Source organism: Bradyrhizobium sp. CW1 (assembly GCF_023100665.1).
GTDB lineage: Bacteria > Pseudomonadota > Alphaproteobacteria > Rhizobiales > Xanthobacteraceae > Bradyrhizobium > Bradyrhizobium canariense_D.
On the sequence record NZ_CP064684.1, the window covers coordinates 1,364,897 to 1,387,105 of the forward strand.

18 protein-coding genes and 3 pseudogenes are annotated in these 22,209 nt (G+C 59.8%); 6 read left to right on the forward strand and 15 right to left on the reverse strand.

The features are described from left to right. Window positions 1–587: 587 nt before the first annotated feature. Window positions 588–866, reverse strand: a pseudogene (locus IVB54_RS06570) (avidin/streptavidin family protein); the annotation flags it as partial. Between the two features lie 471 nt (window positions 867–1,337). Between IVB54_RS06570 and IVB54_RS06575 the strand changes: the two are divergent. Together IVB54_RS06575 and IVB54_RS06580 are read left to right on the forward strand one after the other, a co-directional pair. Further along, entirely contained in the window at window positions 1,338–1,571 is a 234-nt protein-coding gene (locus IVB54_RS06575) for a hypothetical protein (RefSeq protein ID WP_026232582.1), read from the forward strand. A gap of 69 nt (window positions 1,572–1,640) precedes the next feature. Next, window positions 1,641–1,886 carry a hypothetical protein gene (locus IVB54_RS06580; RefSeq protein WP_247777108.1) on the forward strand — a complete coding sequence of 82 codons (246 nt, stop codon included), beginning with the start codon at window positions 1,641–1,643 and terminating at the stop codon, window positions 1,884–1,886. A gap of 514 nt (window positions 1,887–2,400) precedes the next feature. Here the strand turns inward: IVB54_RS06580 and IVB54_RS06585 are convergent. From IVB54_RS06585 to IVB54_RS06595, 3 genes are all read right to left on the reverse strand, one after another. Further along, a complete protein-coding gene (locus IVB54_RS06585) occupies window positions 2,401–2,910 on the reverse strand; it encodes a GNAT family N-acetyltransferase (protein ID WP_026232583.1) in 510 nt (169 codons plus the stop codon). A gap of 71 nt (window positions 2,911–2,981) precedes the next feature. Continuing rightward, window positions 2,982–4,196, reverse strand: a complete 1,215-nt coding sequence (locus IVB54_RS06590; RefSeq protein WP_018453715.1) for a hypothetical protein — start codon at window positions 4,194–4,196, stop codon at window positions 2,982–2,984. Next, a complete protein-coding gene (locus tag IVB54_RS06595; RefSeq protein WP_247361046.1) occupies window positions 4,193–5,665 on the reverse strand; it encodes a coproporphyrinogen-III oxidase family protein in 1,473 nt (490 codons plus the stop codon). The genes IVB54_RS06590 and IVB54_RS06595 overlap by 4 nt, the downstream gene beginning before the upstream one ends. 915 nt (window positions 5,666–6,580) lie before the next feature. Between IVB54_RS06595 and IVB54_RS06600 the strand changes: the two genes are divergently transcribed. From IVB54_RS06600 to IVB54_RS06610, 3 genes and pseudogenes are all read left to right on the forward strand, one after another. Continuing rightward, window positions 6,581–7,300: a hypothetical protein gene (locus IVB54_RS06600; RefSeq protein WP_157642892.1), complete on the forward strand. Its 720-nt coding sequence runs from the start codon at window positions 6,581–6,583 to the stop codon at window positions 7,298–7,300. Beyond that, window positions 7,297–7,740 carry a tol-pal system-associated acyl-CoA thioesterase gene (ybgC, locus tag IVB54_RS06605; RefSeq protein WP_026232585.1) on the forward strand — a complete coding sequence of 148 codons (444 nt, stop codon included), beginning with the start codon at window positions 7,297–7,299 and terminating at the stop codon, window positions 7,738–7,740. The genes IVB54_RS06600 and ybgC overlap by 4 nt, the downstream gene beginning before the upstream one ends. Window positions 7,741–7,836: 96 nt before the next feature. After that, window positions 7,837–7,968: pseudogene (locus IVB54_RS06610) on the forward strand (4-hydroxybenzoyl-CoA thioesterase); the annotation flags it as partial. A gap of 38 nt (window positions 7,969–8,006) precedes the next feature. On the opposite strand, the gene IVB54_RS06615 reads toward IVB54_RS06610, so the two are convergent. From IVB54_RS06615 to IVB54_RS06630, 4 genes are read right to left on the reverse strand one after another with little or no spacing between them, the layout of a single operon-like run. Further along, on the reverse strand, window positions 8,007–8,609 hold the full coding sequence (locus IVB54_RS06615; protein ID WP_247776472.1) for a plasmid pRiA4b ORF-3 family protein: 603 nt from the start codon (window positions 8,607–8,609) through the stop codon (window positions 8,007–8,009). Further along, the gene (locus tag IVB54_RS06620; RefSeq protein WP_247776473.1) at window positions 8,606–10,171 is read right to left on the reverse strand and encodes an IS66 family transposase; all 1,566 of its coding nucleotides are present in this window, start codon (window positions 10,169–10,171) and stop codon (window positions 8,606–8,608) included. The genes IVB54_RS06615 and IVB54_RS06620 overlap by 4 nt, the downstream gene beginning before the upstream one ends. 51 nt (window positions 10,172–10,222) lie before the next feature. After that, entirely contained in the window at window positions 10,223–10,576 is a 354-nt protein-coding gene (gene tnpB, locus IVB54_RS06625; protein WP_091898177.1) for an IS66 family insertion sequence element accessory protein TnpB, read from the reverse strand. Continuing rightward, window positions 10,570–10,992 (reverse strand): transposase, encoded by a 423-nt coding sequence (locus IVB54_RS06630; protein WP_247365184.1) that lies wholly within the window; start codon window positions 10,990–10,992, stop codon window positions 10,570–10,572. Before IVB54_RS06630 ends, tnpB begins: the two co-directional genes overlap by 7 nt. A 90-nt stretch (window positions 10,993–11,082) precedes the next feature. Between IVB54_RS06630 and IVB54_RS06635 the strand changes: the two are divergent. Then, window positions 11,083–11,208, forward strand: a pseudogene (locus IVB54_RS06635) (hotdog domain-containing protein); the annotation flags it as partial. 340 nt (window positions 11,209–11,548) lie between these two features. On the opposite strand, the gene IVB54_RS06640 reads toward IVB54_RS06635, so the two are convergent. From IVB54_RS06640 to IVB54_RS06670, 7 genes are all read right to left on the reverse strand, one after another. Next, window positions 11,549–12,676: an FAD-dependent monooxygenase gene (locus IVB54_RS06640; protein ID WP_157642893.1), complete on the reverse strand. Its 1,128-nt coding sequence runs from the start codon at window positions 12,674–12,676 to the stop codon at window positions 11,549–11,551. Window positions 12,677–12,681: 5 nt separating this feature from the next. Beyond that, complete coding sequence (locus IVB54_RS06645) at window positions 12,682–14,664, reverse strand: LodA/GoxA family CTQ-dependent oxidase (RefSeq protein ID WP_247477742.1); 1,983 nt, start codon at window positions 14,662–14,664, stop codon at window positions 12,682–12,684. A 28-nt stretch (window positions 14,665–14,692) separates the two neighbouring features. Beyond that, complete coding sequence (locus IVB54_RS06650) at window positions 14,693–15,352, reverse strand: hypothetical protein (RefSeq protein WP_018453722.1); 660 nt, start codon at window positions 15,350–15,352, stop codon at window positions 14,693–14,695. Between the two features lie 24 nt (window positions 15,353–15,376). Then, window positions 15,377–17,635 carry an MBL fold metallo-hydrolase gene (locus IVB54_RS06655; RefSeq protein WP_247361054.1) on the reverse strand — a complete coding sequence of 753 codons (2,259 nt, stop codon included), beginning with the start codon at window positions 17,633–17,635 and terminating at the stop codon, window positions 15,377–15,379. 7 nt (window positions 17,636–17,642) lie between these two features. Then, the gene (locus tag IVB54_RS06660; protein WP_247477745.1) at window positions 17,643–18,758 is read right to left on the reverse strand and encodes a hypothetical protein; all 1,116 of its coding nucleotides are present in this window, start codon (window positions 18,756–18,758) and stop codon (window positions 17,643–17,645) included. Window positions 18,759–18,797: 39 nt separating this feature from the next. Continuing rightward, on the reverse strand, window positions 18,798–20,264 hold the full coding sequence (locus tag IVB54_RS06665) for a hypothetical protein (protein ID WP_247477748.1): 1,467 nt from the start codon (window positions 20,262–20,264) through the stop codon (window positions 18,798–18,800). Window positions 20,265–20,980: 716 nt separating this feature from the next. After that, a complete protein-coding gene (locus IVB54_RS06670; protein ID WP_039798710.1) occupies window positions 20,981–22,069 on the reverse strand; it encodes a hypothetical protein in 1,089 nt (362 codons plus the stop codon). Between the last annotated feature and the right edge of the window lie 140 nt (window positions 22,070–22,209).

The window sequence follows — 22,209 nt, forward strand, 5'->3', positions numbered from 1 at the left end:
GGCAATAGCAAGCAGCTTCGCGGAACGGTTAGACCGAGCGCGCCCTTGGCTACTTCCGGCGGCGAAGCCTGCGAATCGCGCTGCGTGAGAATTCTAGGTATCGAGAGCTGAAAATTCACGTCGTCAACCAAACTCAGGCAACGCGACCGCCGCAGATGTTAGCGGCATCTGCCGGAGCCCGCGCTCGGCTTCAAAACAAGGACCTGAAAAGTAACGGTAGTGCACGGATCGTCCCGCGATTCGGAGGCAAATTCAGAATGTCCTTTCGGATTTCGGGAGAGGCCCTTTGATGTTTTTCCCGGGCCGTTCGGCACGACTTGCCGGCTGTCCAGCATCGAAGCTGATCCTGGACAGGCCAGTGCTCCACGAACGCGAGCCCACATTTCCCGAAGAGACGCAGCCAAAAACTCGCGAGAGTGAGTTTCCAATCAAAGGTCACGACAGAGCAAGAAGATTGAAAACTACCATACGCGCGTGAATGTATCGGCACCCTTCAACTTGCCGGGCTTGCCGTTCTTGTCAACGTAGAACAGCGTCCATGAGGTCGGCATTTGAGACCCGTTGAGCTTTCCAACCCACCGGGTGAAGGAATTGCACTGGGCAAAGGTAACAACAAAATACAAGCCAGCAGGGCTAACGGCTCCCGATGCAGGATATGGAATGCCCTGGCACGCAAACCCTTGAGCATGGTTTGTGAAAGTCCCTTGTATTGCCCCGCTATTGGCGGACCAAACAAAAAGTTCTGAACCTCGTTCATTCTTCCAGTACGAGGGGCAGGAAGCCCCTGTGCGATGGCCTCGGCGGAAAGGAAGAAGGAATGGGCGAGCAGCAAGAGTCCCAGAAGTCTCTTCATATTTAAGCCCCAAAAGAGGTCACTTAAAGGTCGCAACGTGGATCATCTAGCGTGATACAACTTGAGGTCATATTCACTGCCATTATCTCGCGTTCGGCATAGGAATGCGGCGCATATACCCGAAATCACGCTGGATCGCGGCGTAGCCGACCCTGTCGAGCCCTCGGCGCTTCTCATCCTCGAATCGGTTCGCCTGGGCGGCCGAGCGCCGAGCCGGTGCTCGGTTATTTTGATGTGCCACGCCTGTGGTCGTCGGAGGAGATGCGGAGAGTAGAGGTCATTGTCCACGAGCTGTATCGGATCGGGCAATCCGCGCCAGGACTCCGACGCGATCGAATGAGCTGCGCCGGGCAATGGGGAACCCACGGCCGTCGACAGCGCGGGCGGACCCAGGCCGATCGAGCAGAAAGACGGCGCCTAACAAGGACAAACGCTGCTAATCGCCATGGTTGCAATGGTAAAGTTCCCACTGACTGGGGGCAACATGGTTAAGGCATTTCGCAATACGGTCATGGCACTTACTTTTGTGGGAGTTGCCGGCTGCAACATGTTTTGGAATTTCATGAATGACTATATGGTCTGCGGCCTTGCGCTGGCGGCTTCAGTGACAACCGGCTTTTGCGTTGAGCGCATCTTCATCGAGCGGTCCCGTCGGGAGATGATCCGCCTCTACGGCGCGGACTGGCATTCGGCGGAGAACCGACAGCTCGACTCATGAACGTAACCCGTCGCCCGCCGTCATTTTCATCATCCAATTGTTCGCATTCGACCCGAGGAGCCTGGCCCGATGATTAAACCGGTCCATCCATTCCGGTTCGCTCGCATCGAGCGCCTGCGAGAGCTGCTTGAACGAGACTACCGAATGGCAGTTGACCCGAATATGGGCGTGAGCACCACGAAGCTGGTGAGACCCGATCCGCAGCTGCTTGATGCAGGTTTGGTGCTCGATCGTGATCCAGAAGGGTGCGAGCTGGGTCCTTGGTTGAGAGCCTGCGAGTGCTACGGCACGCAACCGGTCGATACGCCCGAGTAGCATCACGATCTGGAAGGGCGACCACCACAAGCTGGTAGGGGGCGATTGGACGCGCCCGTGCATCCACCACCCCGCATCGCCAAGAGCGGACTTTTGGATTCCATACGCAACAGAATGTTGCGGTTGAATCGAGGTGGATTTGTATGCCGGCTGGCAAGGCTCACGTCGCGAGCCCACGACACTCCAGAGCGTCTTCGCCTATCCGCCGCTGGCGCACCGTATCAGCTCTCGTTTTGAATGCAACGCTGGCTCGGCCAGACGTGAGTTTGTGCGTGCGTTCGAGGCCTATCGGTCGCGAAACCTTCACGTCCTTGTCAGCTACAGTGACACGATTCATTCCGATCGCAGATCTCGCGAAGCTTAATGAGAAAGTTCTCGCGGATGATACGGTTTTATCTGAGCGCATTCCACGTCATTCCCAAGGAGCGAGATTGGGCATTTCGGCTAGTCAGGGGGCAAGTGATTGAATTTGTGCTCGTTGCGCGTCCGTAGAGCTTCACTGGATTGTCCGGTCTCACAACCTCATTTGCTCAGCGGGGGTCATTCCTGGCCAAATGAGCCGCTTCTCGTAGAAGATCACTGCATATCCGTGCAACATCCCTTCCCTGCGGCGAACATAGCCAGCGCTCTCATAAAGTCTTTGGGCCCCTACTTGGATCGTTGTTGTATCGAGCATTATCCACTTGAAACCGAGAGCAACAGCTCGCGACTCCAATTCACGAAGAACCCTCCTTCCAAACCCTCGTCGCTGAAAGACGGGGTCGACCCGCATACGTTTTAGTTCTGCGACATCATCATCAAAAGGTTTCAGCCCACCCATGGCAGCGAACCGGGGACCAATATGCGCAACTACGAAGTCACCGCCCGAGGCGATGTATACTTCCCCGATATTGCGTAAATCATCCTCCCAAGCCCCTTCCGGGCCACACACACCAACATCCTGCGATGCGCTTCTGTGCAGATGCCATGCATCATCGCTATCCCCGGACTCGAACCGACGAAGGATCAGTTCGTCTTGAGACATCGACTATTACCTCTCGACCGGTGGCGGACGCCTGCGCCTTTGTTTTTAGCCACGCAGAGACCACCGTCGGCTTACGGGCGCGCCTCTGTCAACAGCCGCTGAGAAAGGACAGCCTCAACACTTTCCGATACCTCAACTCCGACAACTGGACGACCCGGCTCAACCGTATATTTTAAGGCCGTACTACGATGCATCCGGGTAAACCGATCCAGTGCACAAACACAGGACGTGCGCAGCGTTCCGATTTCGCCGCCGTGATGCTCCACGACTGGCGAAATGGTCGCAACCCTGGGAAAGTCCGCTTTCCCCTTTAGCCAACCTGGCTTGAGCGGTGCACTCCCTTTGCCTGACGACAGCCAGCGGAATACCTCGTGAATGCATCTCTGCGGATAATATTCGGACAGCCGGTACAGATCCCTATAAAATTGCGGTTTGTGGTGGAAGAGTTCTTCACCGACCAGTAGCACCGAGACCGCCACGATACGGGCCGAGAAGCGGCCGCTTGGACCAAGCGTATTCTTATAAGGATTCTTTCCGTAAAACACACGAAATTGGCCAAATAAGTCCGGCGACATATGTTCATAAAAGCGCGTCAGAACATTGTTTGCTGACTCAAGGCGCTCCAGGCATGTCGCAAGACATTGCCCCGCATCCACGTCGGCCACATCACGCAACTTGAGCAGAGCGTCCATTGCTGACTGCAATTCGCTCTCGATGATCTGGTGGCCCAAGCAAAAATCTCGCTCCTCGACGCCGGCCGCGCCGAGGCAGTATACGCGTGGATCGTTCTGCAGCGGATTCGTAAGGATCATATCTTCATAGGAGAGGACCTCAATGCCAGGCCGCCGTTGACAAGTCGAGCGCGCAAGGCGGATCAGTACATCTCCCACCGTCAGCTCGGCGTCCACGGGATGAAGGCCGGCAAACGCAGACATCTGATAAGCACAATTTACGAGATATTGGATGTCTGTCTTAGCGATCTCGAATTCCGACTGCGGCAGACTTAGCAGCTGCGCTTCATAGTCCGCCTCCGCAATCATCGCGTTGATATTACGCCCAAGAGCCTTAACCGCTTCATCTGGTCGTTCACTGCATTTGATCTCCGCAATGCAGTGCGGCAGTTGATCGGCGACAAAATTGCTGACAAGCCCAAGCGGGCGTTCTCGGTGCCGGCGATCAATGCTATCGGACAGATGCGAAAATATGTCCTCCGCCTGGGAGGGCGAGCCTTGCGGGGTGGAAACGGAAAAAGGAGCGACCATAAATGAGCGCGCACGCGACTTCATCGAAACGCAACTTGCATTTCGGCACTTGACCCGTATCGTGCGGCCGGTGAGTAATCGTGCTTTTCGAGCAGATCAGTTCGTTTGTCTATTATCCTACTGTCGTTGTACGCGACCCGCTCGAGTATATTGTTCGAGAAAAATAGCAGCGATACGGCGCCCGAATTGATAGTGCCGGCGGCAGTTAGCGAAAGCAGGCCGTTCGAAATGCAGATGAGTCCTGCCTCATTCAAGAGTTCAAGCTCGCGGCCAAAGCATTTCTCAATGGAAACCCCAAACTCCCGCTCGAAGCGGGAGAGCAACACCCCACTGCTACGCAGGGCAAACATTACCGTTCTGCGCATGAGATCATCTTGCGACAGGACAACACCCTTCCACACAGGCTTCTCGCCCGCCTCAACCCTATATAGGTAGCGATCTAAATCTGCCTCGTTATAGAACTGGCACTGGCTCATGTAACCAAACCCGGCAACCCCAAACGGGACCAGATTATTGTCGTTCCAGGAATCGTATTTGCGGCTCTGTTGAATTGAGTGCGGCTGCGACTGCTTACTCCAATAGAAAATCGGCCCATGGCGATAGCCGAGTTTCGTGAGGATGTGCTCGGCCATAAAATGCATGATAATGCGCTCCTTAGCCCCGGCAAATTGATATCGTCCCCTAGCCAAATGGCGGGCTACGGGGTCTGTAGATTTAAACATCAATGGGAATACATTGAACTTCTCTATTCCCATATCCAGTAAGCCGATAAGTGAGTCGTACCAGCTCCGGAGCGTTTGCTGCGGCAACCCATACATGAGATCAAGCGACAGATTCTGAACGCCCATCTCATTCAGTAACTTTACTAGTTGTACTACCTCGTCCACGTGGTGCCCGCGGTTCAATATGCGTAAAATGCTCGGATCTAGACTCTGAACGCCCAATACGAAGCGGTTTACGCCGGCTCTAAGCAGTGTGGATATGCGATCTGCAGCGTCCGCTTGCTTTGCAAGAGAGGGATGCAATTCGAAACTCACTTCCGACTTAGACAAGTCAAAGCGCCGGCTAATCATGCCAAATAGCGTTTCGAGTTGACGGTTGGTTAAGAACGAGGGAGTGCCGCCTCCAAAAAAAGCAGTCTCAACAGCTCTGCCACCGAGCGCTGCGTCCGACCAACTCATCTCTTTATCTAAAGCCGCCAGATAGCGCTCCACTCGCCCGGAAGATGGATTGATTTCCTTGGCGAAGTGGCAAAAGGTACAATACTGATCACAGAAGGGGATGTGAAAATAGAGATCAATTGACGACGAAACCTGAAGCAACAACTTTTCGGCATTCAGGTCGCCCATTGCCTTGAGAGGCGGATATGTGCCGACAAGATAATCGTTGTGCATGTCAAGGTGCAAATTCCGTGACCTCAACATGTCAAGGTTAATGTCGTACGAGCGGTCGATCGCGAATTCCAAGGCCTCGGAATAGGACGGCGCACGCATTTTTTTAAACTCCTCTAGCTTTCTTGTGAAGGCAAGGCCCGATGGCAGCTTCGTTGCTCGTGTCACATTGCGCTCTTAAGCTCGGGCTCGATACTGAAGTCGTGCAATTCGATCAGACGCGGATTTGTCGGCTCCTACTCGACGCAACCACCGTAGAGCAGACCGAGTGTCGCCATCCGCTCGGGGACACGCGGGATGATTATGGTTCGGCGAGGAAGACAGATGCCGTGGCCGAATGTCCTTCGGGCGTTGCGAAACGGCACCGAGAAAGACTTCAGGGGCTGAGGAGTGCGAATACTATGGAGAAAATGGTGCTCCACCTTCGAGTGTGACCCGCGCCGGGTCGGGCGCCGAGCTCGATCTGCTCCAGCGTGGCATTGAACAACTTCTGTCCGCTCCCCTCTTCGACAGGAAGCGGCCATTGCTCGAGACCAAGCTTGATTTGGTTTCCTCCCGGTCCGACGCCAACATTCGCATGCCGCTGCATGCATTCGACACAGAGCCGCCCAAACGTGTCACACTGGTTCGGATTTGCTCGGGAGTAAGCGCGCTCAATGCTAGTCGTGTCTGGTGGTCTTGAGAGTTACCCGACGCGAAGAACGACAGCGGCACCCGCGAGGGACGCGGCAAAGCTTTAGGCGGGACCGCACTCAATAGCGCAGGTCCAAGGCATTGAGTCGAGCAAGTTTCATTTGAACTCCTGGGCCGGCGAATGCGAGATCGTCATGGTCGTGCGGATCCATTTACGGTGTCCCAGCAATACACGTGCCACTAAAGACATTTGCGAGCCTGGCTTGAAGAGGGCAAAACCATGTGCTTCGTGTCCACCGACGGAATACTCGCGCCTCAGTGTCTGGTCCCGGACATTAACGTCTTCAGCCGGACACGGCTGAACACGACAACGCGGAATGTTGAATGACGTTGGCGGCCTCTCATGCCGAACTCGAACATCTGCTCCAACGGCCACCTTACGACCGAATCGCCCGGCTCATGAAGGCAGCGTCCCGGCACGTGACGGATATGCAAATGAACTCGTCGCTTTCTTGCGGCGCGGTGGCCACGGAGCGACTTCGATCTATTGGCAGCGCTCGGCGCGGACTTGCCAGGCGCGGTGCGTGTCGTACCGAGCGACGAGCTCGGGCGCAGAGCATCGGCGCGGCCGACTCTTCGGTCAAGGTACCGTGGATCATTCTGCCCGGTTTCATCGATCTCCATGACCATCTCACCTGGAATATCCAGCCGCGATGGCTGACCGGCCGGAATTTAACAATTGCTAAGAATGGTAGGATTCGCGGAATAGGACTGCTTGCTGAACAATCCGCACTGCCGGGCAATCCCGACTTTTTCCTGCGAAGCGGAGATGTACGCGGAGATCAAGGCGCTTGCCAGTGGGGCGACCTCGGTCCTCGGGGATTGCTGAGCAGCGATAAGAGCTCTGCAAACCATCCGTGCGTGCGGGACTTGCCCGAAATCTGGATAGGGGGTGCCGGCTTCTCGCAAAGCAACCGGTCTCCGACCGGCCTTGCGCCGGGCAGCCTCAACCTGCACGCACCAAACCCATTGGCACTTGCTGCGGAACGCGCCTCTGTGCAAGACAATTCGTCCCAGAACGGCAGTAAGGAAACCGCACTGTGACAGCTTCTCTTGATGGCGAAATTCGCGACGGCGGCCATCATATGCAGGTCCGCGTCTATTTCGAAGATACTGACTCCGGTCAGATTGTTTATCACGCAAATTTTTTGCGCTTCATGGAACGCGGTAGAACGAACTACTTGCGCCTGCTCGGAACCACTCAGCAAGCGCTACTCAGAGAAGCCAAGAAAGATGCGCCCGGCTTTGCCTTCGTTGTCCGCTCCATGACGATCGATTTTCTAAAACCGGCGGTCTTGGATGACCTGCTTGACGTCGTCACAGTCCCGCAAGAGGTGAGGGGAGCGTCGATTGCGTTGCTGCAGGAATGCAGGCGCGGAGACGATCTCCTAGTCACGGCGCGTGTACGCGTGGCGTTTATTTCAGCCGGAAAGGCGCAGCGCATCCCGAAGTCGCTGCGGCTCGCTATGGAAGGGCTTCGATAGATCTGCCGCTTAGTTCAAGCTTTTGGCTTCCAGCGCCCCACTGAAATCAAGTCATTAAGCTTCTGTTGCGACCTAGTCAAACCAGTGTTCGGCCAAATTGTGTATCACTCGAACTTTTTGCGCTTCATGGAACGCAGCAGGACGAATTACTTGCGCCTGCTCGGAACCAGTCAGCACGCGCTGCTCCAAGAAGCGCAGAACGATGCGCCGGGCTTTACCTTTGTCGTAAGCGTCGCTCTGAGGCCCATTTGATTGGTGCTTGACGTCTATTTTGAACGCGTGGTGCGCCGGCGCGGCTTCCATATTTCCGACAATGCGTTGACGGCGGCCTCGAGCGCCTTCCGGTCGACGACGTTGGGATCAAACTGCTCAGGGCCCCAGAGGCGCATTTGTTCGTGCTCCGGATGGGTGGGGTCGCGGATGGCGTCGAGGTATTCGGTATAGCCTGACGCACCGCCGACATCTTCCGGAGGACAACGGCCGGCGGCCTCGAGCAAGAGGGGAAGTCGCTCCGTTGTCGTGTTGTCGAACCACTTTTCGAGCTTGATCACGTGATCCCAGCTGTCGCCGAAGTCGTAGAGATAATGGATCGTCTTCGCGCCGGTCTCGTGAACGATATTGGAGAGCCGCGTCTTGCGAGCATCGATGGGCTGAGGGCCAAAATCTCCATCGGGATCAGGGATACCCCAACGTCCTTCGCCAGCCAAAAACTCGAAGAGATGGCTATTCGTCCAGCCAAACGCCGCCTGAAGCGTCAGATGCAGCCGATCAAGGCGCAGCGTGAGCGGCACGACAAGGCATCGCATCACCTCTGGTTTCACGTCCTTGAGAGTCACCTTGATCCGGACCGCGGTCGTGCTGAGGCTCATGCCGCAAGCCTCGGATCTTGTGCATGCATCGTATAGGTGGATGCCCAGGGAAGCAGTTCGTCCAGCCGTGCCGCCGGCCAGCCATTGACGAGCTTTGCGAGAACGTCGGCAAGCCAATACTCGGCGCTGACGCCGTTGAGCTTACAGGTCTCAATGAGCGACGCCAGCAATGCCCAATTCTCAGCACCCTCGTCACACCCGGCGAACAGGGCGTTCTTGGCATTGAGCTTGATCGGCCGCATCGCACGCTCGACTGCGTTGGTGTCCATTTCGATGCGCCCGTCATCAAGGTAGAGCGTCAAGCCGTTCCAATGACGCAGTGCATAGCGTAAAGCTTTCGCCGTCTCACTCTTCTGCGCGAGGTGACCAAGCTTCGCCTCAAACCACTGCTTCAAGGCTGCAGCCAACGGCCGGGCATGCGCCTGCCGGCCCGCGCGGCGCTCGGCGTCAGATCGGCCACGGAGGGCTTTCTCGACCGCGTAGAGCTGGGCGATGCGCTCGAGGGCCTCGCGGGCAACCGGCGCCGGCGCCGGCGAAGCCTCGCGCTCGATCTTCACAAACTGGCGCCGGAGATGCGACCAGCAGAATGCGAGCGTCCCGGACAAGGCGTCCGCACGCGTCTCTCGCATCATGGTCTTGTAAGCCTGATAGCCGTCGCAGTGGATGATGCCGCGATAGCCTTCGAGCAGTCGCAAGCCATGAACGGCGCCGCGGCCTGGTGCATAGGCATAGACCACGCCGGGCGGATCAGGCCCGGCCCAAGGCCTGTCATCGCGCGACAGCGCCCAGAAGTAGCCGGTTTTGGTCCTGCCGCGCCCGGGATCCAGCACCGGCGCCGGGGTCTCATCGACACAGAGCTTCGGAGAGGCGAGCAGAAGCTGGCGCAGTCGATGCCACAAGGGCTTCAATTCCTGGGCCGCATAGCCGACCCAGAAGGCGAGCGTGGAACGGTCGATGGCAATACCGTGCGTCGCCAGCATCTGCGTCTGGCGGTAAAGCGGCAAATGCCAATGATACTTGGCATCGATCACATGCGCGACGAGCCGCTCGGTCGGCAGTCCTCCCCTGATCAATCGCTCGGGAGCAGCATGCTGGAGGACGACGCCGTGACAGGCGCGGCAGGCCAGTTTGGGGCGGCGGGTGACGATAACGCGATACTGCGCCGGTACGACGTCCAGCCTCTGGCTCTCATCGTGACCGATCTCAAAAAGGTCGCCTGCGCAGCATGGGCAGCAGGTTGCAGCGGGCATCAGGTCCTCGATGATGCGCGGCAAATGCTCCGGCAGCTTGCCACGATTGGCCCTGCGCTCGGCAGCTCTCTTCTCGCGTGTTTTGGGATTGGCGCGGTCCTCGGCTGCTTCGAGAGCCGCGACAGCCTGATCAATATCCTCCAGAATAAGCTGGAGCTGATCAGCGTCAAGCTTTTCCGACGATCGACCGAACTGCGCGTCTTTTGCAAGCTTGAGCAACCGCTCGAGCCTGGCGCAGCGATCCAGCAGAGCCGCGGCAAAGGCACGCAACTCGGCTGGATCGCTCGGCAGTTCATCAGGCAAATCACTCATTGGCCCGAGTCTGCCATGCTTCGCGCCCCGATGCAGCGAAGATTTTATGTCCTACGCAAGCGCTTTCGGCTGCGGGATTCGAGGCGCATGCATGCGTGTCCAATCCATGCCGGCCAGAAGCGCGGACAACTGCGCGGCGTTCATTCGCATGACGCCGTCAACGACCGGCGGCCACTTGAAGGCGCTGCCCTCAAGCCGCTTCCAATACAGCACGAGGCCACTACCATCCCAGACCACGATCTTCACCCGATCAGCGCGCTTCGCACGGAAGACCACCGCCACGCCCTTCATCGGATCGTGGCCCAGCGTCTCCTTCGCCAACAGCGCCAGACCATCCGCGCCCTTCCTGAAGTCTACAGGTCGGGTCGCAACGTAAATCATGAGGCCAGCGGGAGCCGTCAGCATGAACGTGCCCGGCGCAACGCAACAAACACATCACTCAGCACGGCAAGTCCAGGCGTCCCTCGCACCTCAACTCGTGCCCCCTGGAGCTCAACCGTCACAACGGCTGCTTCCGGCGATGAGGAGGGCGCGGCAGCCGCCGATGGCGACGATTCCGACACCAACGGCACAAACGACAGTGCACCCGCCGCAGCTGGCAGCACCAGTTGACCTAAACGCGCCCGGCGCCGCCAGTCATGCACCTGCTGTGGCCGGCAGCCATGCCGGCGTGCGATATCTGTTACAACCGCGCCCGGCTCAAGGCTTTCCGCGACAATCCGGGCCTTCAAATCATCCGGCCACTGCTTACGGCCTGCGCCGGCGTACACTTCGATACGCTGTGTCAATGGTCGTCTTATGTCGTCCGAATGGTCGTCCATTATGAGCACCCTTGCAGAAGATGACTCTTCTAACGGTGCTCCCAAGATCGCGCACAGACAATCTAAAGGGCCGCGGCGCTACGCTTACCCTTTGTCGTCCGGTTGATGACAATCGATTTTCTAAAGCCGGCGGTCTTGGACGACGAGCTTGACGTCGTTACTCTCCCGCAAGAGGTGAGAGGCGCGTCAATTACCTTATTGCAGGAATGCAGGCGCGCATATCTTGGTCACGGCGCGTAGCGCGGAGGCGCGCGCCATGCCGTTCCGGTCTCCACAATCGCCTCGACCGGAATCGAACCCTGCTCTGACTCGAAATCACGGCCGAGATCGACCTATCGTAATGTCGCGAGGTCAAAGGAGGGTCTTGTCATGCGTATCGGCGAACGATCCGCACCTAGTAAGGACGCCCGATTGCTTGCTTTTGAGCGTGCCGGCTTATTCAGCCTCGTGGCACATCCGAACCCATGGCGTGGGCCCAACTCGCAATAGCTCTGTCCCGTTCAGTCGGCCGAGCAATAAGTCGGTGGATGAGGCGGGCGAATGATTTCGGGCGACGTCACATTCTTAACCGCGTCCTTGCCGCGAGCGGAAGGTGCGCTTGCCAAAAAGGTGTTGGCCAGCGGTGTGCGGCTGCTTGGTAAATCGAAAAAAGCTGCCGCACAGAATGGTGCCATGTTTCAGCAGTCCGTACGGCGAAGGCCTCCATAGCGACGCAATCGCCGAGGAGTTGGCGGCCGATTGCCTCTGCACCGTCCACCGCCGATGCTAACGCGTTCGCAAGGCCTTGAGATGCGATCGGATCGAAGCTTGCGGCGGCGTCGCCGATTGCCAGCCAACCCTCACCGGCAGGATGATCGAGCAGCGACGGCGAGGCGTCGACGCTCTTCACATGGCCGCTACGAACCAGTTCCCTTGTCCAGCGAGGAAGCGAGTTTGTGTCGTCAAGCGCAGCGAGAAGGGCTGACCGCGCGGCGTCGCTTCGGGCGCTGGCGGGATCACCGGTGAACAGGGCGCAGGTAAGCGTCCGCCCCGGGCCGCACACCGCGTACCACCATCCGACCCCAGTGGCTTCGACGGTCAGTGACGCCGGTTCGCTCTGCCTTTCTGTGTCGGGCGCGGACTGGACGTGAACGGCGAGGAGGCGAAAGAGACTCTTGCGTTTCGCACCGAGCCGGCGAGCTAATGTCGACGTAGGCCCGCTTGCATCGACCACGAACGCCGCACGCAGGGAAGCTAGACCATTCCTCGAACGGCTCTGCACAGACCAATAGCGATTGCGGCGGCTTAGACCGCGAACGTGATGGCCGGGAAACACATGGGCGCCGGCCCTCATGGCTCGGCTCACGAGCAATTGTTCGAGGGCGCCGCGGTCGATCACCCAAGCGCGCCCGCCCGGGTGACCGAGAAAATGCTCGCGGTTCGGCCGAGCCATCGACCATGCGCGATCGATGCATGCGAGGGGACATGCCAGATTGCCATTCGCTTCGATAAGGTCGAGGAGACCGAGATGAGACAGAATAGGAATGGCGTTCGGCGTCAGTACCTCGCCGGGCTTGCCCTTAGGCTGCAGTTCTTTCTCCAGGAGTGCGACGAGCAGACCCCGCTCCGCCAGAGCCGCGGCGGCGACTGCTCCCGCCGGGCCCGCGCCGACCACGAGAACGTCCCAGACGCGGTCGTCGTCCACGCCGTTCACACCTCACCCTGACGGAACTGATGGCGCGGCGGCGTGATCGGTTCGGGCGGCGCTTCGAGGCCCGCTTGGGACGGAGTCGGCTCCGGTGTCCGCTCCCGCAGCGACTCGATCCGGGCAATCAAGGCAATTTTTTCGTCGGTGCCGGCATTCGCGCAATCGCGGCCAGTCTCCACGTGGACTGTTTCGGGGAAGCCAACGTCGCGCAGCGCCTGCGGCGTTTGGCGTGGTTCGACCATCCCGAGCGTTGCCCACAGCTGAACCATCTTGTCAATGCGCTCGTAATAGGTGCGGCCGCGCACGTCGCGCAGCCAGTCCTCCCGCAGCAACGCGTGCTTGAGACGTTGCAGCTTTGGGTCATCAAACGGATCGGTGATGTTAGCGCTTGCTCGCTCGAAAGCGGCGGAGCTCAGCACTTGGTCGGGCACGCGCGCGCCCCAGAAGCTCGGGAATGACAAATAAGTGCTTGGGGAGTAATCGGCGCTGGAGTTGCACGATGCTTCGTCCGCCTGCCAGGGCAGGCCGAGCCAGCGCGTGAGCGCACCGGGGCCCGCGGCTGTGATCGGGCCTGCGGGTCCGAGGCATGTGTCCCGCGTCAGTTGTGAACCGAAATCCTGGCGCACAGCTTCGCCCTCGGGCAAAAGGTTCAATCTGTACAGCAGGCGACCGTCGCGTTGGGCCGCGTGATGCAACGCCCACAGCTCAGGCCGCCGCATCGGCCATGTAAGCTCGATGCCTGGGTGGAACGGTCCGCCGAGGCACTCGGTCAGGCCCGCGCGCATCAGCTGAGATACTTGCGCATCGGCGGAGAGGGCCGCGAAGTCCGGTAGCGACGGTGGTCCGTGCCAATCGGACACGAACGTGCCCGCGGCCCACCGATCGAGGTGTGCGAACATCGTAGGCGTGACCGACAGAAAGGTCAGATCGACGTCGCGGGCCTCACCAAAAAGGTCCCCGTATATGTAGGGTATCTGCCGTTGCGAGCCGGGGCCGGGAGATATCGGGCGGAACAAGGCAAATACCTGTTGGCGCCATGACTTGTTCTCGGGACTGGCGTCGGCCAAGCGTGAGATCACCGAGACGGCCCGCGCATCGAGCGGCGACCCCACGCCGTGCGCGACAAGGAATCCGTGATTGATCCACTGCAGCGCGGTTAGACGGTCGAAGATCGGCCAAATGTCGTGCGAGAAACTTGTCGTCGTCGGTCGGGCGAGCCAGCCGGCTGCCATGAACGCCTCCCGGACGGTGTCGTCCATCGTCACGAGACCGTTAAGGCCGGGCGCGAAATTGGGCGGCGTGACGACCACATAACCGGGATCAGCTTCGAATTCCGTGGTGCCCACGGTTATTCGCGCGCGCACCGGCCCGTCGCATGTGTCGTCATACCAACGATCGTTGTTGGCGAAGGTGACGGGGCGCATACTGGTGTAGAACGGCGCCGACTTGCCAAAACCGCCCAAGAAAATGAGCCGCCCGGCGTCGTCAGTTCGTAGCTCGCCAAGCGTGACGAAGAAATTGAGAATCTGCCCATCGTCGAAACGGAATTCGGGCCCGGACAGGTTCAGACCGCTGATCTGCCGCGCTGCCGGGCGAATGTCGAGCTCAAGCCGCCGAGTATAGTCCACGTTGCGCCGCGTCGCTGGAACCACGAACTGCGCCGGCAGGTCCATGGCCTGGTTGAACTGGTACCAGCCGGCTTTGAGATTGGCGACTTCAACGCGCCAGGAGATCTTCACGTCCGGGCCCTGGACGAGTTCGATAGTCTCGCCTGACTTCAGCCGCGCATAGACGTGGAAGCGCACCCCTTGGCGTTTGATCTCGCGGGCCGCAGTCTGAAATCCGCCGCGCGCATCGGGCGTTCCGCCGATCACCTCGGGCGCCAGCGTGTAGTCGTCCTGCCCATGCGCGTTGCCCAGGCGAGCAATGCCGATCGGCGGATAAACGCCTATCCAGGCAATCTCGGATGCACTCACGCCCGCCATGTCGTCCCCCCCCCCTGTACGCTGCCGCCTATTCCTTGAATCGAAGGTCCATCTCGTCTTCAGCGATGATGCTGTCGTCAAAACCGGTCGAGCGCAGTACACGAACGGTGGCACGCTCCGCAGCAGGAAACTGGTTGCGGTCAAGCACGACCTTCGGGCTCTTCTGGCCAACGGCGATCGTTTGCCATATTTTCTCGCCGTCAGGCCGCACCTGGATCGTGTAACTGACGCCCGGTTCATCGGGGGCGGCCATGGACATCGATCGCTTTTCGGGATGTCCAGGCGGCCCCGCGCCCATTTCCAATCCTTGAGACCGGGCTGTCACGGTGGGTTCGGGAGAGCCTGCCTCGAACGTGTTCACGACCTTGCCATCATGCAGCAGCACGAGACGGGCCATGCCCGCCGCATACGATACGTTCTGGTCGATCAGCCCGGTCTTCGATGCATGGTCGTCGCTGGGAAGGAGAATGGTTGGCCGCACGCGGCTCAGCTCCTTCCCATCCGCCGCTTCCACGACGAGTTCGAACCCGGTGCCTTGCGGCGGCTGGTTGGCGGGTGGAGCCGCGCCTGCCGTTGCTGATTGGCTTGCCGCCGCGGTGGCCGGATTGACATAAAGGAATTCACCCGTACCTGATCCGATGTCGACTGATCCGACGATGTGAATAACTTTGTTCTCGTATGACATCATTCGCCTCCTGATCGTCCGCCGGTATCACGCGTTCGGCGGAGCGAGCGCCATATCCTCATGGACCAAGTGATCGTGAATGGCCTCATAAGTATACGCCGAGAGCCACTGGCTGTCGGCATAGGTCATCACATCGTGATGGATGTTACCCGGCAGAGCCCGCATCTGCAGGCCAAGGGCGGGGTCACCGAAATCGAAGCCCACGAATTCCTGCGCTGGTGAGCTAATCAAGCCACCGGCATAGGGAAAGGTCGTTTCGAGGTTGTCTCGGGGCTGGCCCGTCCCCTGAACAGGATCAAAGGTCGGGAAGCCCGGGTGCCGGCGCTGGAACGTGTGGCCAAGCTCGTGCGCGCCGTACCAGTCCGCAAAACTCGCGTCGCTGTCGCCGGTCCAGCCGTTAGGCACGCCGCAGGGGCCGCATGCCACCGCGCCGAAGATGGTGGTCGCCTCATCGTAAAGGGCGCTGCCGCGCATGAAGCTATTGCCCGCCTCATTGTCCACCAGGCCATAATAATGGGTCCGTGGATCCATTCCGGATGAAATCTCTCGCGTGCGCAGGGCCGATAGTTGGGCGTTGACCAGGATCGACTGATTGCCCCCGAATGGCGGCCTGAGGCGGTCGCCATCGATGACAATCTGCGACCATGCGAGCGCGGCAACCGGGTAGGCCCGTGTCAGATAGGACCGAAGGTAATCGAAATGGATTGCGCCGGGCGTGATCGTCGCCGTCGGGGCGTTCGTGCTGCGATAGCGAAGCCCGATCGCCCGGATGCGCAACACCGGCGCTGTGACGAAATTGGCGGTCATCGCCGGTTGCGCCGCGAGTGGCAGCTTCTCTCCTCCCGGCACATTGAGGTGGTCGAGACGGAGTTCGATCGATCCGGCGCCGAGCGCGTCGGCCGGAAGAACAAAATTCAGGCTTTCGGCGACATCGAAGCGTTGTCCCATGAGATCGGGCGTGCGCGCCGGATCTAGCTTCACGCGGTTCATCGCCGCGAGATAGAAAGCGCCGCCGTTGGCGCGTCGCCACGTAATCTCGCCAGTCACCAGTGTCGAGGCAGCGACCGTGGCGGGGTCAAGATAGACGCGCACGATTGTGGGTTTGCCGGCAATGAGCCGCACACGATTGTCGAGTGCCTGGATGACCTGCACGATCTCGACGCCGCGCACGCCGACATTGGCCGCTGAGCCTATCCCCGCTGCAGCCGAAGCCGCTGCCGCCATTCGCGCCCGGCGCGGCCTCCTGATGGTTGGCTGTTCGTAGGGCGAGGACCCCACCGAATCATATTTAGGCGCCGCCCTGCCGCTGGAGCTCGGCGCCTCCGCCGCTGACTTTCCTGGCCGTCGCGCACGTGGTTTTATGGTCAAGGCGCCCTCCCTTCTCTTCTGCACCAGCCACGCTTGGAGTTGCGCATGGCTACCGTGCGATGTTCCCTCAACTTTGGCAGCGCGCTCGATGATGAAATGGTCACGCGTAATACGTTGCGCTAAATTGCCAATCGTTTCACAGGCCTGATGCCATTCGGCGAATATTTCGGCACTGAGCGGCAGCGGATGCTCGTTGGGCTGAAACGTCGTCCCGAGCGGATAAAGCTCGCCGTGCGTCCTTGTCATCTCGATATGGTTTCCGAGCACGAGTGAAACCGGGTGCTCGGATGCGAACACCGCAAGGCGCGCCGCGCTGCGTCGATAAGCTGCCCAGTCGGCAACAGTCAGCAGGCCATGGTAGAGCGTGTCCCCGGTCAGCAGAGCCTGCATGCGAGGGTCATAGACGGCGATGTGATCGGAAACGTGGCCTGGAAGGGGCAACACGACCAGCGCGCGGCTGCCGAGATCGAGCGTGGCTTGCCCGTCCGGCCAGGCGGGGAGATTGAACGCGTGCTGAACCGCGCCTACGCCGCGGCCGATAATTCTCGTCTGGGGCCGCCCGGCAAACTGCCTGTCCCAGAAGACATGATCGCCGTGGCCATGTGTGTGCGCTATAATAAGCTCGCTGATGGCGCGACCTTCTTCGGCACGCCGTGACAGCAGCGTATCGACGGCCTCGCGGATCGGCAGGATTTTCCGTGGATCGCCGTCGTCGGGACTGGCCCCCGTATCGAACAGCACGGCCTTCTCGCTGCCCATAAGCAGGTACATGAACGGTGCTTCGAAACTGAAGCACTTGCTCTGCCGGAGCACATGGGTGTCGTCATCGACCGACACCACTTGCAGCGGCGGGTCGGTGCTCGCCGCGCAATCAGCGGAGCCGTGGATCCAACTGACCTCGTCAAGACGGAGCGGCATGGCTTGCCTAGAGCCGTCCGCGCGTGTCGCCGGCCGAAAGCACCGCGCTCACCGAAAGCGGCCCGCCAGGACCGCCGGCGGCACCCGCTCCGTCGCCGACGCAGCCGCGAACCGGCTGCGCCGTACTCTGGCCGATGCGCGTTGCGAGCGCCCGGATCGTCATTTGAATCCGGTCTGCGATCTGGCCACCGAACTGGATCGCTCTTCCGTCGATTAGTACATCGCCCAGCACGTAACCGCGGTCGCTCGGCACTTCGATGACGGCTCGGACCGGACGTTCTGGAGTTCCGCGCGTATACTTCCAGAAGGAGGCAGGATCGCTGCCGTCGGGGGTTTCCCATTCCTGCATGTCCAGGCCGCCGAAATAGATGCCGACAGGGTTGGCGACAGTAACGTCTGCCTTGCTACGCGCATGAAAGTTCACGCGCGCGCCGATGAATGGGTCGCTGTGTCGCTGTTCGGCGCCGTATCGGCCACACCGGATCAATTCCAGGGTATCGACCATCGGCGAACCATCGGCGCGCAGCCGCGAAACCGTTGCCGCGCCCGCGATCTCGATCTCGGCGCCCAGTGTGTTGTTTCTCTGCACGAGGTGCATGGCCCCGTTGGAGGTCGAATTGTTGAAGCGGTTGCGCAAGATGTAGGCCCCCGATGGGGTGAAGAGGTCTGCCTGTGTTGCCGAGGCGTCGACATGTTGCTTGTAGAGTGCGAGCGTTTGGGTCGGATCGGTTGCGGCGAGAAAGCGCCAGTACTCCGGCCCTTCGCAGGTAAACGTGACCCGCGTCATCTTGTTCGTGCCGGATTGCCGGGTCACGCTCCACTCGCAGTACTCGTCCTGAACGTCGCGTGAGGCATCGGCAGAGCGCCAGCGCTCCATGTCCGAGCCGCTGCTGATCTGCACAATGCGGGGAAACGCTGTCCATTTCACATCTTCGAACGCCGGGTTGGGTCCCGCCTCGACTTTGGCGGCATTGAAGAACTGCGCCCGGGGCGAGTCGAACGGATCGCCGCTACCGTCTTGAGCGGAGTTCATCGCGTCGGAGATGAACTGATGCCAGGCATCGCGTTGGGCCGGTCCGAAATCGTCGAGAAAACCCGGTGGGTCAAACCGTTGAAACGCCATATTCACCTCCCTGATGACTGCGCGACAGGACCGGAAATCTCATCGTTCGACCACCTCGGCATCCCTGGTTACTGCCAGGGGCGGCGCGTTCTCGTCGATATTGCTGAACGGCAGCGTCAGGCCGAATTCAGCTATCCTGCGCTTGCGGAAAGCGCGCCTGCGCCAATCGGCGACACGCATGAAATCGAGAACGCCTTGCGACGTCGCGAGACGCGCGCGCACTTTGGCAACGAACGCGTCAAGCTCGGCGGCGGCCCGTGTGCGCATCGCTCCCTCGTCGAGCGTCAGGTAGTCAGCTGCGATGCGTTCCGGTGCCTCTGGAGGTAGGCCGGTCGCGGCATCGTTGATGTTGCTGCGCGTTTCGGCCTCGATCTGGCCTGCTGGCGTTGTCCCCGCGGGGACGTACTGCAGCAGACTTTCACGCGTGGCCGAGTCAGTCGGATTCCAGGCGTCCACCATCAGGAGCCCAAGCGCAAAGCCGGGAGAAAGGATGCCTCGTCGCGTGAGCTCGCCCACGACTACGCAGTCCTCGAATGCCCGCTCCGAAACAGGCCAGGCAAAGAAAGCATCGCCGGCCTGCTGGAAGCCCGCATCCGAGTGCTTCAGCACGAGCCCGAGTGCGGCGACGGCGCTCTCGTAGTCCGGTCGTCGCACCTGAAACGCTTGGCCGAGTCCGGAGATATCGAGCGCGAGCTGGTTGACGATGCTCTCCACGTCGAAGAAGAAAGTGGCCGGCAGTCCGAACTCCGGCTTGCTCCCGCGGCTTCGCTCCTCGCTTGAGACGATATTGACGGATGTGGCCGCGAGCAGGTGGCGCAACAGCTCCCTGGGCGCCGCGACACCGCCTGGCGCGCCGAGCAGGCGATCAAGGCGCGCGCGGGTCCAGCGTTGAACGGCCGGGCGGACCACCCGCCGCTCCAGGATGTCCGCGCTCTCGCGGGCAGCGAAAAGCGGATCGGTCCTCACCGGGTGATCGGGCGGAAAGGACTCGAGTGGGATCTCCTGCGCCGTGCTGTTCCAGTGCAGCCAGGGCAAGCGCAGTTCTTTCATGACCAGCGTGCCATTCACGTGGCTATCGAATGGCCCTTTGCCCCGCGCTGCATCATCGAACGCTTGCCAGGAGGAGCCTTCCCACAACCATGCGTCTCCTGCGCGCTCGTAGAAATGAAACACCTTGTTGCGACTGTCCCAGCCCGCGACCTGCAGAAAAGCGGTCGGATCGGTCGCGGGCGGTCGCGTGCTGACCAGAACCGTTGGTCCACTGGCGGGGCGGCCGCGGGTGACGACGTAGCGGACACTCCTCGGCAGCCGCGCGCTTGCACTGTTGAATGGAATCTGGCCGGCTTCCGCGACGACGAAGACCATTTGCTCAGGCAGGCCTTCGGGGGCGCCATTCGTCTCGTTCAGGACGGCGAGAAGTTCGGCAGCCGTCCCTGGGAAGCGTCCGCGCGCCAGTACGAGCTCGAAGAAGGGGTCGCCCAGGGACGCGCGTTCGCCGTCTGTCATGGGTCGGCCTCCATTGGGATCTATACCGACCACTCTCGCGCGAAGGCTGGATGGAGATGAGCCCACGGAGTCGGAGGGACGATCGAGTCCCGCCGCTGCATACGATAAAGGATGGGTGCGTGTAGGATTAAGCGGATCTTGGCCGAGACTCATGGTGAGCCTCCCTTCCGACGCCTCTGGTGCTTGCCCTCCCAACCATCAGCGTCCCCAATCTCAGTAAGTATTCTTGTCACAATCTAATATGGTATCTACTATCTGATGATGCCTCGGGTTGTGCAACAATTTTCTTGCTGATTGCCACGCGCGGAATGTCGCAGAACCGCTTGCGATGCGGCAGCGCGAACAATTGCGGATCTCGCTCTCGCCACATTGCGATTCTTTGCGCGGCCAAGAGATCGAAATCGCTGCTGATGCGCGGTGGCTGCCTTTCGAAAGGTCAGCCGCTAGACCGAGCCCGCATCCCGGCGCGAAAGCCGAACGAAATCGTGGAAGTCGCAATTGGAAACGGGACACACGACGCTTGGATGCACCGCGCCGTCGGCGTCGAAAAGCGAATTATTTCCGACAGCGGATGGGAGTGTATATAACTAATTGAATAACGCCGAAAATCGGCCTTACGAGATTGCTATTTTTCAGAAGTTTACATTTTTCGACACGCCCAAGCGCGTCGAGAAACGTCGCATCGTCATTTCGCGGGGTGACAATGCCATCTGGTCCTAAACATGCGGGGCTTGAATTGGACCTTCTGGTCCTGCTACGGCATTCGAATATTGAAATTGAATGGGCACCGTTCGAGTGCCAATGGTGAGATTCACCTCCTTCATCACGCGGCTCAGATTCGCACCAGCTTCGGTTATCGGGAAGTCGCCGCACTCTTCACCCTGCGCGGACGTCCATCCGAGAAACTTGACCGCATTGGGGCTGCTGCCGGCCCGAATGGCATCCTCCACGTCGGGGTCCGTCCGAGCCTCGTTCAGCTCGTGATAAAGCGTCGCAACGATGTTTTTCCATGGCTGATCGAACGCGACGATCCCGTTATCGGATCCGCTCGGCCGCGTTTCGGAGAAGACGCCGATAGCGTAGTAGATCGTGACCTTGCTGGTCGGATGGATTGAGCCATGATAGCCGCCCAACCCTCGCAGCGAGCTCGCTTCATCCTCGACGGGAATAGCAGCAGCGGCGGCGGCATTGCCGACGCTGATTGCAGCCGTCGGATCCTCATCGGTCGTCAAGATCGTTCCGCTCGGCAGCAGGAAATTGAAGACGGTCGAGCCGAAATCGAAACCCTGCAGCGCGCCCTGCTGGAAAAGGCTGTTGACCAGCTGTTCGACGTCGCCTTGCGAGAACTGGGATGGTCTTGCGCCAGGCAGTATGTGCGAGGGCTCGAACGTTGTGGTGATCGGCTTGTTCTTGAAATACTGCATCATGACGTTGTTCAAGTTGGTGTCCGCCATCGCGGCTGCCAAAGCATCGTCGATATTCTTGATGTCGCTTGCCGCCCATGACGATGCGCCACCGATATAGAAATTGGTATAGACGAGGTCCTGGATGATATTTCCACCGTGATTGATCAGATTGTGCGCGGGAGTTGGCGCGAATTTCGACGCGGTCGCTGCTACAATGGCGGCCATCGGCGCGGCCATCCCCCGGTAATACTTTTCAGCCGGCGAACCCGGGGAGGTAACAACGTTCATCGGACGAAATTTGACCGCTCTCTTGGTGGTTGATTTCTTGGCCTTGCCCGATTTCGCTTTCGTAACTGACTTCTTCTTTGTAACCGACTTCTTCGTCTTTGCCTTGGCCATGAGACTTTCCCCTCCTTGAGCAACCCGACATCCGGGCCATCAATATCGTTGCGCGCGTTCGCCGCCACGACGCACGAAATGCGAGAACGTCGATGGCAGCTCAATTCGTGAGCCCACCGGGAAGATCGCAGCCGCGATGG

What these genes read in the sequence shown, in the direction of transcription:
- IVB54_RS06620 (WP_247776473.1), bottom strand. Translation starts at nt 10,171, where the DNA reads ATGAGTGATTTGCCTGATGAACTGCCGAGCGATCCAGCCGAGTTGCGT.
- IVB54_RS06630 (WP_247365184.1), bottom strand. Translation starts at nt 10,992, where the DNA reads ATGGACGACCATTCGGACGACATAAGACGACCATTGACACAGCGTATC.
- IVB54_RS06615 (WP_247776472.1), bottom strand. Translation starts at nt 8,609, where the DNA reads ATGAGCCTCAGCACGACCGCGGTCCGGATCAAGGTGACTCTCAAGGAC.
- IVB54_RS06650 (WP_018453722.1), bottom strand. Translation starts at nt 15,352, where the DNA reads ATGATGTCATACGAGAACAAAGTTATTCACATCGTCGGATCAGTCGAC.
- IVB54_RS06590 (WP_018453715.1), bottom strand. Translation starts at nt 4,196, where the DNA reads ATGAAGTCGCGTGCGCGCTCATTTATGGTCGCTCCTTTTTCCGTTTCC.
- IVB54_RS06655 (WP_247361054.1), bottom strand. Translation starts at nt 17,635, where the DNA reads ATGCCGCTCCGTCTTGACGAGGTCAGTTGGATCCACGGCTCCGCTGAT.
- IVB54_RS06585 (WP_026232583.1), bottom strand. Translation starts at nt 2,910, where the DNA reads ATGTCTCAAGACGAACTGATCCTTCGTCGGTTCGAGTCCGGGGATAGC.
- IVB54_RS06665 (WP_247477748.1), bottom strand. Translation starts at nt 20,264, where the DNA reads ATGACAGACGGCGAACGCGCGTCCCTGGGCGACCCCTTCTTCGAGCTC.
- IVB54_RS06660 (WP_247477745.1), bottom strand. Translation starts at nt 18,758, where the DNA reads ATGGCGTTTCAACGGTTTGACCCACCGGGTTTTCTCGACGATTTCGGA.
- IVB54_RS06670 (WP_039798710.1), bottom strand. Translation starts at nt 22,069, where the DNA reads ATGGCCAAGGCAAAGACGAAGAAGTCGGTTACAAAGAAGAAGTCAGTT.
- IVB54_RS06580 (WP_247777108.1), top strand. Translation starts at nt 1,641, where the DNA reads ATGATTAAACCGGTCCATCCATTCCGGTTCGCTCGCATCGAGCGCCTG.
- tnpB (WP_091898177.1), bottom strand. Translation starts at nt 10,576, where the DNA reads ATGCTGACGGCTCCCGCTGGCCTCATGATTTACGTTGCGACCCGACCT.
- IVB54_RS06600 (WP_157642892.1), top strand. Translation starts at nt 6,581, where the DNA reads ATGACGTTGGCGGCCTCTCATGCCGAACTCGAACATCTGCTCCAACGG.
- IVB54_RS06575 (WP_026232582.1), top strand. Translation starts at nt 1,338, where the DNA reads ATGGTTAAGGCATTTCGCAATACGGTCATGGCACTTACTTTTGTGGGA.
- IVB54_RS06645 (WP_247477742.1), bottom strand. Translation starts at nt 14,664, where the DNA reads ATGGCGGGCGTGAGTGCATCCGAGATTGCCTGGATAGGCGTTTATCCG.
- IVB54_RS06595 (WP_247361046.1), bottom strand. Translation starts at nt 5,665, where the DNA reads ATGCGTGCGCCGTCCTATTCCGAGGCCTTGGAATTCGCGATCGACCGC.